Source organism: Streptococcus cristatus ATCC 51100, from assembly GCF_000222765.1.
Lineage (GTDB): Bacteria > Bacillota > Bacilli > Lactobacillales > Streptococcaceae > Streptococcus > Streptococcus cristatus.
Map to the genome: position 1 here is coordinate 386,685 of NZ_AFUE01000006.1, position 12,761 is coordinate 399,445.

Genomic DNA, 12,761 nt, shown 5'->3' on the forward strand with positions numbered 1-12,761 from the left:
TTCGCTCAGTCTTTGTTAGGCTCATCTTTTAGGAATGCCAGTTGGCCTCTACAGCGTCCGCAACGGTATTTTTGAAGATTGACCCTGCGTCTACGACAGATAAGTGCTCCGCAACTCAGGCATTCATAGATGAGAAAGGCTTGCGAGTTGGTCAATGAAGGAGCGTAGCGCAGGCCATCCACCTGCTTGAGCAATTCTTTAAAGTCTCTATCCCCATGGCGGTAACCCTTGCCCTGATAATAAAGATGATAGTGGACCAACTCATGGCGGACAATTTTTCGGAAGATCTCCAGCCCAAAAGTCTCATAGATTTTTGGGTTAAAATCCAGATGGCCGTCTTTAGGAAAGAAGCGTCCTCCTGTAGTACGGAGACGCTTATTCCAAAAAGCTTGGTGGCTAAATTCCCAGCCAAAATCTTCCAGCGAAACTTGCTTAACGTAGTTAGTTAGATTCATTTGGTGCTATCAGAGAGAGGTTGATCTTCTCCCGCTCCACATCCAGTTTATCCACCCAGACAGTGACTAAATCGCCAACCGACAAGACTTGACTAGGGTGTTTAATGAAATTTTTGCTGATTTTAGAAATATGGACAAGGCCATCTTCGTGGATACCGATATCCACAAAGGCTCCGAAATCAACGACATTGCGGACAACACCCTCCAGTTTTTGACCGATGCGCAAATCCTTAATATCCAAGACATCCTGCCGCAGAACTGGCGCGTCAAAGGAATCACGCAAATCTCGACCAGGCTTGAGCAGATCGGCAATAATATCTTTGAGGGTTTCTTCTCCCAAACCTAGTTCTGCAGACAAACTAGCAGTCTGCACTGCTTTTAATTTGGCTTGGGCTGCTTCATCCAAACTACTGATTTCCAGGCGCTTAAAGAGCTCCTCCACCGCCTTATAAGACTCTGGGTGAACGCCTGTATTGTCTAGCAAGTTATCACTTTCGGGAATACGCAGGAAGCCAGCTGCCTGTTCAAAAGCCTTTGCGCCTAGACGCGGCACTTTCTTGATAGCCTCGCGAGACCGAATCAAGCCTTCCGTTTCTCGGTACTTGACAATATTTTCTGAAATCGTTTTATTAAGACCAGCTACATGGGCCAGCAGAGCAGGACTGGCGGTGTTAATATTGACCCCGACTTGGTTAACCACAGTATCAACGACAAAGTCCAAACTTTCAGACAGCTTTTTCTGGCTGACATCATGCTGGTACTGACCAACTCCGATGGACTTAGGATCAATCTTAACCAGCTCTGCCAAAGGATCCTGCAGACGGCGGGCAATGGAAATAGCTGAACGCTTTTCAACAGTCAAATCTGGAAACTCATGACGAGCCAGTTCACTAGCAGAGTATACAGATGCTCCGCTTTCATTGACGATAACATAGCTGACATTTGGATGGGATTTCAAAACTTCAGCTACAAAGGCTTCGCTTTCTCGGCTAGCCGTTCCATTTCCAATGGCAATGATTTCCACGCCAAACTGCTCAATCAGCTCTGACAGTTCCTTCTTAGAAGCTTCAATCTGAGCTGGCTTTGCTGGTGGAACGGGATAGATGACATGAGTCGTCAGCATTTTTCCCGTCGCATCAACAACAGCTAGCTTGGCTCCTGTCCGAAAGGCTGGGTCAAAGCCCAGTACTACACGACCTTTGAGAGGGGCAATCAGGAGGAGATTTCGGAGATTTTCTGAGAAGAGCTGAATTGCTCCATCCTCAGCGGCCTCAGTCAACTCAGTCCGAATACGGCGCTCCATAGCTGGAATGATTTTCTTTTTGACTGCTTGCTGGACAGCTTCAATAATATAGGCGTTTTTCACCTTGAAACGTACTTCAAAGAAGCGCAGGATCTTCTCAAGATTGTGCTCAAAACCGACCTTGAGGACTCCCATTTTCTCACCACGGTTAAGAGCCAGTGTACGATAGCCTTGCATGGTCGCTACTTTTTCAGAAAAATCATAATAAATCTGGAAGACCTGCTTTTCATCCAAATCACCATCTTTGAGACTAGATACGATAGAAGAATTGGTCTGAACCTCATGGTAGGTCCAAGCCCGCAGCTTGGTATCTTCAGAAATCGCCTCAGTCAGAATATCCACTGCTCCAGCTAGAGCAGCTTCTGCTGTCGGAAAGGCTTCACTAGTCAGTTTCTCAGCTTCTTCCTGCAGATTAGCCGCATCCTGTAAGATTAGGCGGGCCAAAGGAAAGAGACCTGCTTCACGCGCAATAGTAGCCTTGGTACGACGCTTCTCTTTGTAGGGCAGATAAAGTTCTTCCACATCAGCCAGCTTTTCAGCAGCCTCAATATCAGAGCGCAGTGCATCCGTTAGTTTTCCCTGCTCCTCAATCTTGGCCAAAACTGTCACTTTACGCTCTGCCAAAGCAGTCATGCTCTTATCTAAGTCAATTATTGCCTTAATCTCGACCTCATCCAGATTTCCTGTCATTTCTTTACGGTAACGAGCAATGAAAGGAATGGTATTTCCTTCAACAGTCAATTCTAAGACCTGTGATACTTGGCTTTCTTTAAGGCCCAATTTCTGGGCAATTTTTTCAATATTTATATTTTCCATAACGATTCTATTATATCATAATATGAAGCTGAACAATCTATAAAGACTAGTTTAATCCATCTTTTTATTACTAGGATAAATCTAGTGTCTCAGCTCCATCATGTCTGAAAATATCATTTTTTTTCTTTTGGTAGTATAATAGAATTATTATTTTAGAAATGAGGTGCTTTTATGGCTGTTAAATTTACTAAAACAGACGATTTAGACAAGATGTTCGAGGAGTTTGCCACTCTGCCCAAGCTGGAAAAAGTAGAATTTCCAGATAACAAAAAGAAAAAGAAGCTGAAGACAAGGCTAAAAAAGCATGAGCCTCTTTTCAAATCTTCCTTCCAGCGTTTTACAGGCTGGAGCTATTTTTCTCTCCATTATCATCGAGGCCCTGCCTTTTGTCTTAATCGGAAGTATCATTTCTGGCTTTATCGAGGTGTATGTCACGCCGGACAAAGTTTATCGTTTCCTGCCCAAGAACAAATGGGCTCGGATCTTCTTTGGAAGCTTGATTGGCATAGTCTTCCCTTCCTGCGAGTGCGGAATCGTTCCCATTATAAATCGGTTTCTAGAAAAGAAAGTTCCCAGTTACACAGCTGTGCCATTTCTGGTTACAGCTCCAGTCATCAACCCCATCGTACTCTTTGCGACCTACTCAGCCTTTGGAAATTCCTTCCGAATGGCTCTGCTTCGTGCTTTAGGTTCTATGGTCGTGGCTATTCTTTTAGGAATTTTTCTGGGCTTCTTTGCAGACAGTAATATTCAGAAAGAGAATCGCAAGGCTGTTCATGAGTATGACTTTTCACATCTCAGCAAAGGACAAAAGCTATTTCAAGTATTTGTGCAGGCCATTGATGAATTTTTCGATACAGGCCGCTATCTGGTCTTTGGCTGTCTCTTCGCCAGCATAGTACAAGTCTATGTCCCAACCAGAATCCTGACCTCTATCAGCTCAACACCAGCTATTGCTATTCTCCTGCTCATGCTGCTGTCCTTCCTGCTCTCACTTTGCAGCGAAGCTGATGCTTTCATCGGGAGCTCCTTGATCGCTAGCTTCGGCTTATCGCCAGTCTTAGCTTTCTTGGTCATTGGGCCTATGCTAGATGTTAAGAATCTGCTGATGATGAAAAACTACTTTAAGACACGCTTTATCTGGCAATTTATCAGTCTGGTTACTGTTGTCGTCTTTCTTTACTCTTGGCTTGTGGGGGTAGTGCTATGATTCGATTTCTAATCTTAGTTGGCTACTTTGAGATCACCATGTATCTGCAGCTGACGGGCAAGCTTAATCAATATATCAATCTCCACTATTCCTATCTGGCCTACTTGTCTATGATTCTATCTTTTATCTTGGCAGTTGTGCAGCTGATTATCTGGATGAAGAAGATGGAGGTCCACAGTCATTTAAGTACTCGCTGGGCCAAGTTAGGCAGCGTGCTGCTCCTTGTCATTCCGCTTTTTGTAGGAATTTTCTTTCCAACTGTCACCTTGGATTCGACAACCGTTTCGGCTAAAGGATTTCATTTCCCACTGGCTGAAGGAACTTCTGCAGCCGTCCAGCAGGACGAAGGCACTACCAGCCAATACCTGAAGCCGGACACCAGCACCTACTTCACAAAAGGTGCTTACGAAAAAGAAATGCGGGCAGCCGCTAAGAAATATGTCAAGCAAGATACCATTCAGGTCACGACTGAGAACTACATGGAAATCATGGAGGTCATCTATGATTATCCCGACGAGTTTGTAGGCAAAACGCTGGAGTTCACCGGGTTTGTCTACAATGACCCCAGCGACCAGAAGAGCCAATTTCTCTTTCGCTTTGGTATTATCCATTGTATCGCCGACTCAGGTGTCTATGGCCTCTTGACGACTGGAAATACCCAGCATTTCGAGAATAATACCTGGATTCATGCCAAGGGAAAAATTACCATGCACTACCATAAAAGTCTGGGGCAAAGCCTTCCAACTCTAGAAGTTGAAAGCTTTGATAGGGTAGAAAAACCGGACAATCCCTACGTCTATCGAGTCTTTTAAAGTCAAACACCTATGAAAATCTATTTTCATGGGTGTTTCTTTTATAAGCAAACCCTGCAATTCATTCTTTCCTCTTTACTAAGTTAGTCTGCTCGACTTTTATAAATTTGATTAAAGTTGCTATTTAACTTTTTTCTCTCCTCTCTCGGAAAATCGTGCTACAATAATACTATCTCATTTGAAAAGGAGTTTTTTATGGAGCAAGAACAAGCAAGGAAACAAGATTTGCTTTCTATTCTAGCTGTGGCCTTGGTCACCTTTGCTGGGATTCTTTCAGAGACTAGCATGAATGTGACCTTTCCCCACCTCAGCAAGGTCTTTGGCCTGAGCCTAGGAGTGCTGCAATGGATTACAACTGGCTATCTGCTGGCCGTCGCCATCACTATAACTTTAGGTGCAACTCTAGCCCACAACTGGACGGAGCGTCGCATCCTCTTTACCTCGCTTTTCATCTTTACCCTTGGTAATCTGATTGCTATGATTGCCCCAGACTTTACTTTCCTTATGCTGGGACGAATCCTTCAGGGTGGAGCGACTGGGATTGCCATTCCACTTATGTTTAATCTCATCGTGGAGCGGGTCCCTCGGCAGAAAATCGGATTTTACATGGGGCTGAGTGGGCTAGTTATCAGTCTGGCACCAGCCATCGGTCCGACCTACGGAGGCTTCATGATTGGCTCCTTCGACTGGCACATGATCTACAGTTTTATCATGCCAGTTCCCATCCTCTCTTTTTTGCTGGCTTATGTTAACTTGGAAAATTCAGCAGGAAAAAGCAAGCGTCCCTTTGATGTACTGGGTTTTCTCTCGCTCGCAACGGCTCTTTCCTTTTCTCTGATGACCATCTCCAGTTTGGAAGGTGGCGATAGTGTCAATTGGCTCTATCTAGCTATTTTTCTCCTTTCCTTTGCCTTTTTTATCTGGCGGAGTCTGACAGTTCAAGATCCGTTTCTGGACATCCGTATCTTGAAAGAACCAACAATTTTCTTTGGAATTCTGCCCTTTTTAATTTTCCAATTCTCCAACCTATCTAGCAACTTTCTCATTCCCAACTTTCTCGTGCTGGTCAAGAATGTCTCCACCGCTCAAGCTGGATTTTCCCTCCTTCCCGGAACTATGATCGGGGCTTTTATGTCGCCTTTTCTGGGAAAATTGTACGATAGCAAAGGCCCAAAGCTGTCTCTGCTAGGCGGCAATTCCCTAGTCTTTCTGGTCATGATTGTCCTTAGCTTTTTTACAAGCTGGCTCAATCTTCCTTTAATCTTAGGATTTTATATCCTCTTTACTCTGGGACGCAACATGGCCTTCAACAATACCATGGCTTTATCGGCTTCTCAAGTCAGCAGAGATAAAACGGCGGATGTGACTGCCCTCTTTCAACTAGCGCAAACCTTTGCTGGTGCCTTGGGAACGGCAATCGCAGCCGTCCTGCTCAATCAAGCACCCGATACGACAAGCGGCGTCCACAATGTCTTCAGCCTACTGCTCCTTCTCGTGCTAGGCAACTTTATTTTCTACTATTTTCTGTTTCGAGCGATTCATCAGAAGAAAGAAGCCTAAATTTATATCCCGACTTTCCCTCGGGATATTTTCTTTGGTCAAATCCAGATTTTTCAAATACAATTTTTCTGAAAATTGTGATAAAATAGAGACAATCACATTTAGATAGGTAATAGATCTCATGTCTTCAAAAGTTATTATTACAATTTTCGGTGCCAGCGGAGATTTGGCTCAAAGAAAACTTTATCCTTCCCTCTTTCGACTTTATAAATCTGGCAATCTTTCGCAACATTTTGCAGTTATCGGAACCGCCCGCAGACCTTGGAGCAAGGAATATTTCGAGTCGGTCGTTGTCGAGTCAATCTCAGACCTAGCCGACAGTGCTGAGCAGGCTCAAGAGTTCGCTAGCCACTTTTATTATCAAAGCCATGATGTGCAAGATACCGAGCATTATATCGAATTGCGCAAGCTGCAAAACAAGCTCAACGAGCAATACCAGGCAGAAAATAACAAACTATTCTTCCTTTCTATGGCGCCACAATTTTTCGGAACCATTGCTAAGCATCTCAAGTCTGAGCAAATCGTTGATGGAAAAGGATTTGAACGCCTGATTGTCGAAAAACCCTTTGGGACAGATTTGGCAACTGCCAGCAAACTTAACGAAGATCTACTGGCCACTTTTGACGAAGAACAGATTTTCCGCATCGACCACTATCTGGGCAAGGAAATGATTCAAAAGATTTTTGCCATCCGCTTTGCTAATCTGCTGTTTGAAAATGTCTGGAACCGCCAATACATTGATAATGTGCAGATTACCTTTGCTGAAAAGTTGGGAGTTGAAGAACGCGGTGGCTACTATGATCAATCCGGTGCCCTCCGTGATATGGTGCAAAACCACACCTTGCAACTCCTCTCCTTATTAGCTATGGATAAGCCAAAAAGCTTTACAAAAGACGATATCCGAGCAGAAAAGGCCAAGGTATTTGAGCGCCTCGTTCAGCCAAGCGAGGAAGATTTGAAACGTTTCTTCATTCGCGGCCAGTACAAGTCTGGCAAAATCAACGGTCGAAAATATATTTCTTACCGTAGTGAGCCCAATGTCAATCCTGAGTCTACTACTGAAACCTTTGCTTCTGGGGCTTTCTTCATTGATAGCGACCGTTTCCGTGATGTTCCTTTCTTCTTCCGAACAGGGAAGCGCCTTACCAAAAAAGGCACCCATGTCAATATCGTCTTCAAGCAAATGGACTCCATCTTTGGTGAGCCTCTCAAACCAAATGTCCTAACCATCTATATCCAGCCAACTGAAGGCATCTCACTCAGCCTCAATGGCAAGGAAGTTGGAGAACTCTTTAATCTAGCTCCCATCTCATTGGATTATCGGACAGATGCTACAGCGTCAGGAGCTTCTCCAGATCCTTATGAAAAATTAATTTTTGATGTCCTTAATAACGACTCAACTAATTTCAGTCATTGGGACGAAGTAAAAGCCAGCTGGGAGCTCATCGATCGCATCGAAGAACTCTGGAGCCAAAATCAAGTGCCACTCCATGAATATCCTGTCGGATCTATGGGACCAGAAGCCTCCTTCGAGTTACTTGCCCAATTTGGAGCAAGCTGGCAATGGCAACCTGATAAAGAATAATACATGCAAAAAAGATTGGAGAATTTTCCAATCTTTTTTAAACTCTTAAAAATCTGCTAATCTTTCTATTACAGCCATTCCTTGTAACGCTTGATATAAAGGCCTTTCACAAGGGTTACGCTAACCATATAAAGCACGATAATCAAGAAAAGGCAGAAGAAATAGATGCCATTGAGCGGAGCTGTCTTCAGAACTGACGCAAAGAGGCTGTATGGCAAGGAAGTGACAAAGAGCGCTGCCGCCATGGTCGTCACAATGACGGAAAGGGCAGGACGGCTTTGCACAAAAGGCAGTTTAGGTGAGCGTAGCATGTAGATGACCATGGTCTGGGTCCACATAGACTCAATAAACCAGCCTGTTTGGAAAAGAGTGATAAAGGTCACTGCCTGTTCAGTACCAGCTTGATAGCTGCCTCCTGTGATCATAGGCACGATGATAAAGTAAAGCACCAGATAGGTCAAAACATCAAAAACAGATGAGATTGGCCCGATCCAAGCCATAAAACGGGTAATAGAGCTAGCTGACCAAATATGAGGTTTCTTGAGAAATTCACTATCTACATTATCAAAGGGCAGAGCGATACAAGACAAATCATAAACTAGATTGAGGACAATCAGATGAACTGGTGCCATAGGCAGAAAAGGCAGAAAAATGCTGGCAAAAAGAAGAGAAAAGATATTTCCAAAGTTGGAACTGACCGTCATCTTGATATACTTGGTCATGTTGGCATAGACCTTGCGACCTTCTACCAGCCCTTTCTCCAGAACCATGAGATCCTTGTCCAGCAAAATGACATCTGCCGTTTCCTTAGCAATATCGACAGCTGTATCAACAGAAATACCAACATCTGCTACCTTCATAGAAGGCGCATCATTGATGCCATCCCCCATGTAGCCAACCTTGTGACCATTAGCCTTGAGTTGGAGAATGATCCGTGCTTTTTGGTCAGGTGAGAGCTTGGCAAAGACTGTCGTGTTCTCCACTGCCTGACTCAATTCCTCATTAGATAAAGCATCTACCTCTACACCTAGCAAGATATTATCTACATCTAAGCCAACCTTTTCACAAACCGCCTGGGTTACCTTATCATTATCACCCGTCAAAATCTTAGTAGCAACGCCGTACTCAGCCAAAGTTTCAATAGCTGGTGCCGCAGATGACTTAGGTGGATCTAGAAAGGCTAGATAGCCCGTCAAAATCATATCGGACTCATCCTTCACTTCATACTCATAATCTTCTTCTAGGTCTGATTTGTAGCTAACACCAAGCACGCGCAATCCTTGCTCATTAAGTTGAGCCACTTCCGCAAGGATTTCCTGACGGATCTCCTCAGTCAGTTCTGTAATGCGATTCTTGTATTCTACATAGCTAGAGATGGCCAGCATTTCTTCCAAGGCCCCCTTGGTTACCATGCTGATAACGTCCTCATCATCCTTGACGATGACGCTCATGCGACGACGTTCAAAATCAAAGGGCAGTTCATCAATTTTCTTAAAAGTTTGATCTAAATCACGGACAATCTCATGCTTTTCTGCTTCTTTCTCCGTCCGGTTGATAATAGCCCGATCCATGAGATTTTTAAGGCCTGTTTGATAATAGGAATTGAGAAAGGCACGACGGAGCACTGCTAAGTCTAAATCACCGTGAATATCCAGCGGGTATTCTAAGACAATCTCATCTTGGGTCAGTGTGCCCGTCTTATCCGTACAAAGGATATCAATAGCTCCTAGATCTTGGATGGCATTCAGCTTCTTAATCACGACCTTTTCCTGAGCCATAATAATAGAACCTTTAGCCAAGCTCGCCGTGATAATCATGGGCAGCATTTCTGGGGTCAGGCCGACCCCAACACTGAGGGCAAAGACACCTGCTTCCAACCAGTCGCCGTCTGTCAGACCGTTGATGAAGAAGACAACTGGCACCATGACCAGCATCAGACGAATCAAGAGCCAGGAAATACTATTCATCTCGCGCTCAAAAGAGGTCGGCTCATCGTAGGTATTTAGCGTCTGCTCAATAGCTCCCATCATAGTCTCATCACCAACCACCAGCACCAGAGCCGTAGCTCTTCCGGAAATAACGTTAGTTCCCATGAAGGCCAATGATTCTGTCTCTAAAAGGCTATCGAGATTTTGCCCATCCGCCTTGGCCAGACAGATCTTTTCTACCGCATCACTTTCCCCTGTCAGTCCAGACTGCTGAACAAAGAAATCACGTGAATCCAGCAGCAAGACATCTGCGGGAATCATGTCTCCAGCACTAAGCTTGATGATGTCTCCTACAACAAGCTCATCAATCGGAAGTTCCTGCTCTGCTCCTTCTCGGATAACCGTAGCTGTGTTGACAATCAGTCGAGATAGATTGCTAGCAGCGCGGTCGCTCCGCAATTCCTGAACAAAACGAATGCCTCCAGAAATCAAGACCAGAACGACAATAATGATGGAAGTCGTCGGATCTTCCTCACCGGGCTTGGCCAGCCAGACATTGGTCACTAAGGACACCAGAGCAATCACTAATAGGATGACTGTAAAGGGGTTAATGATAGACTCGTAAATCTTCTTGAAAATAGAGTCTTCCTGACCCTTTGTGATGACATTTTCACCATAGAGGTCACGATTTTCTTCGACTTGCTCTTCTGTCAAGCCACGAAAGGAAGTCTTGTAAAATGCCAAAGTTTCTTTTACAGGAAGCTGCAAAGCTGCAACTAATCTTTCTTTTACTGTTTTCATTGGTTTCTCCTTTATGTATGATTGATAATTTTCATACACAGGGACCAATCACTTTATAAGGACAGAACGACACAAATCAGTGATTGGCTGTGTATGTGCGGTTCCGGATGATCGTCAATTTGCATCGTACTTCTCCTTTCTTAGCTTATAAATGTAGTTAATAATCCCAAGATGCCTGCAAGACATCAAAAGCAGCATTCATCTTCTGGGTCCATTCTTGCAAGTCAGGAAAATTGTCTCTCAAAGAAAATCCAATGACTTCTTCACGTAAATTCCACCAATCTACAAGAGCAACTACTTGGATTGTTGCAATATTTAAAGAAAGTCCCTGCTCAGTAGCCAATTTCTCTAATAAGGCCAGACTCCGGACATTTCTCTCTTCAATTTGCTGATGTCTGTCTTTCCACCAATGCTCTTTTTCATGAAAAATTTTTTCCGCAACCATCGGCATTGTGTTTTCCAAAATCCCTTCAGCAACGGACAGTATGTTTAAAACGTGCCACTTCTCTATCCCATTAGGAAAAAGAGGAGTTTCCTGACCTAGCTCGTCTAAATATTGAGAAATTAAATCGCTACCATATAGCCATTCTCCATTGGAAGCTTGAAAAGCAGGAATTCTACCCAAAGGATTATCTTGATTATGCGGTGAATTTTTGTCGAAAGCCACCTGAACTTTCTGAATATCCACTTGCTCCTCTAAATGATGATGTAAAATTGTGGCATAGACTTTACGCGCAAAAGGACTGGTACTAGAATACCATAATTTCATTACTATTCCTCCTTCTTTTTTAAGAGGTGAGCTATTAACTATTTGCATTCTTAAAATGCATTCAGGCAAAAAGAAGACCCTGCCAATTCTAGGCAGGGTTGTTTGCATGTCAGGTTATTCGCTTCATTGTTTTAAACACAGATAAAACAAGCATTCACCGTTCAAGCTTTAACTCCATAAGGCGATGAAATGAGCTTAGTCTTGACCTTTGCGATCAGGACTGTTGACCAACGAGTAGTGTCTCCACTGCTTTGCGGTAGTCATCCGTATCCCTATGGTAGCCTCACCTACCGATTGACACTATTACTATACTCCTCTTTAGAAAGATTGTCAATAAAGAGAGCTATTTTTATTTTATTTTGGTAAAACTTCCGCAATTCGTCGACAAAGCTCTTTAATCATGGCCTTCGGCGCAGCTGTATTGAGACGAGCATGTCCTTTGCCCTCTTGACCAAAATCACTTCCCCGATTCAGGACAACCTTAGCCTCTTCTCGAATCAAGTGGAAAAGCTGGTCATCTGTCAGCCCATAAGCTGAAAAGTCCAGCCAAACCAGATAAGTTCCTTGAGGTTTCATGACCCGCAGTTCTGGTGCTTCCTTAGTAAAATAATCAACAACAAAATCAATATTTTCTTCCAAGACAGCCTTGAGCTCCGTCAACCAAGCTTTACCATAACGATAGGCAGCTTCCGTCGCTAAAAATCCAAGACCCGAAATTTCATGCTGGTTATTGGCCAGTTGGCGCTTTTGAAACTGCTGCCGCAGACTAGGATTCTCAATCACTGCATAGGAATTTTTAGTTCCAGCAATATTAAAAGTTTTAGTCGCACTGGCTAGAATCAGGCTAAAGTCCTTAAAGTCAGGTGAAACAGTATTGAAAGACTGGTGTTTATGTCCAAACAGCGTCAAATCTTGGTGAATCTCATCTGAAACTACGAGAACACCGTACTTTTGGCAGAGACGACCAATCTTCTCTAAAACGTCCTCTTCCCAAACTCGACCGCCAGGATTATGCGGATTGCAAAGCACGTAAATCTTAACTTCATTGTTTACGATGTCCTGCTCCAGCTGCTCAAAGTCAATCTGAAAGAGACCGTCCTGTTCTATCAAGGAATTAGTAATCAACCGACGATTATTGAGCTTGACACTGCGAGCAAAAGGCGGGTAAACAGGGGTATTGATCAGAACGGCATCGCCTTCATCTGTAAAGGCTTGGATAGCCGTCGAAATAGCAGGAACAACTCCCTCGATAAAGACCAAGGCTTCCTGGTCAAATGTGTAGCCATGCTCATCCCGCTCCCAAGCTAGAACGGCATTGATCAACTCCTCACTAGCATAGGTATAGCCATAGACTAACTGATCAGCGTAATCATGAACAGCTTGCTGGATTTCAGGCAGGACTTCAAAATCCATGTCCGCAATCCAGGCTGGCAGGACTTGACTGTCTTTCTCCGCCTCTTTCCATTTATAAGTATGCTGACCAATCCGATTGGGCGCTGTTTCAAAGTTATAATTTCCCATA

General features: G+C 43.9%; 9 protein-coding genes, 1 pseudogene and 1 riboswitch. Of the genes and pseudogenes, 5 read left to right on the forward strand and 5 right to left on the reverse strand.

What is annotated here, in order from left to right:
* Positions 1-5: 5 nt before the first annotated feature.
* Both HMPREF9960_RS05310 and HMPREF9960_RS05315 read right to left on the reverse strand, forming a co-directional pair.
* Positions 6-455, reverse strand: a complete 450-nt coding sequence (locus HMPREF9960_RS05310; protein WP_005589455.1) for a SprT family protein — start codon at positions 453-455, stop codon at positions 6-8.
* Complete coding sequence (locus tag HMPREF9960_RS05315) at positions 442-2,574, reverse strand: Tex family protein (protein WP_005589454.1); 2,133 nt, start codon at positions 2,572-2,574, stop codon at positions 442-444. The genes HMPREF9960_RS05310 and HMPREF9960_RS05315 overlap by 14 nt, the downstream gene beginning before the upstream one ends.
* A gap of 171 nt (positions 2,575-2,745) precedes the next feature.
* Between HMPREF9960_RS05315 and HMPREF9960_RS10805 the strand changes: the two are divergent.
* The 5 genes and pseudogenes from HMPREF9960_RS10805 to zwf form a co-directional block, all read left to right on the forward strand.
* Positions 2,746-2,877, forward strand: a pseudogene (locus HMPREF9960_RS10805) (SPJ_0845 family protein); the annotation flags it as partial.
* A 1-nt stretch (position 2,878) separates the two neighbouring features.
* Positions 2,879-3,784, forward strand: coding sequence for a permease (locus tag HMPREF9960_RS05320; protein ID WP_005589452.1), 906 nt, complete (start codon positions 2,879-2,881; stop codon positions 3,782-3,784).
* Positions 3,781-4,596: a TIGR03943 family putative permease subunit gene (locus tag HMPREF9960_RS05325; protein ID WP_005589451.1), complete on the forward strand. Its 816-nt coding sequence runs from the start codon at positions 3,781-3,783 to the stop codon at positions 4,594-4,596. The genes HMPREF9960_RS05320 and HMPREF9960_RS05325 overlap by 4 nt, the downstream gene beginning before the upstream one ends.
* Before the next feature lie 195 nt (positions 4,597-4,791).
* Positions 4,792-6,156 carry an MFS transporter gene (locus HMPREF9960_RS05330; RefSeq protein ID WP_005589450.1) on the forward strand — a complete coding sequence of 455 codons (1,365 nt, stop codon included), beginning with the start codon at positions 4,792-4,794 and terminating at the stop codon, positions 6,154-6,156.
* A gap of 121 nt (positions 6,157-6,277) precedes the next feature.
* A complete protein-coding gene (zwf, locus tag HMPREF9960_RS05335; RefSeq protein ID WP_005589449.1) occupies positions 6,278-7,741 on the forward strand; it encodes a glucose-6-phosphate dehydrogenase in 1,464 nt (487 codons plus the stop codon).
* A gap of 68 nt (positions 7,742-7,809) precedes the next feature.
* On the opposite strand, the gene mgtA is transcribed toward zwf, so the two are convergent.
* The 3 genes from mgtA to HMPREF9960_RS05350 all read right to left on the reverse strand — a co-directional run bounded on the left by mgtA (position 7,810) and on the right by HMPREF9960_RS05350 (position 12,760).
* The gene (gene mgtA / locus HMPREF9960_RS05340; RefSeq protein ID WP_005589447.1) at positions 7,810-10,470 is read right to left on the reverse strand and encodes a magnesium-translocating P-type ATPase; all 2,661 of its coding nucleotides are present in this window, start codon (positions 10,468-10,470) and stop codon (positions 7,810-7,812) included.
* Positions 10,471-10,627: 157 nt separating this feature from the next.
* Complete coding sequence (locus tag HMPREF9960_RS05345) at positions 10,628-11,239, reverse strand: glutathione S-transferase family protein (RefSeq protein ID WP_005592160.1); 612 nt, start codon at positions 11,237-11,239, stop codon at positions 10,628-10,630.
* Positions 11,240-11,385: 146 nt separating this feature from the next.
* Positions 11,386-11,541, reverse strand: a riboswitch (M-box (ykoK) riboswitch).
* 52 nt (positions 11,542-11,593) lie between these two features.
* Positions 11,594-12,760, reverse strand: a complete 1,167-nt coding sequence (locus tag HMPREF9960_RS05350) for a MalY/PatB family protein (RefSeq protein ID WP_005589443.1) — start codon at positions 12,758-12,760, stop codon at positions 11,594-11,596.
* Between the last annotated feature and the right edge of the window lies 1 nt (position 12,761).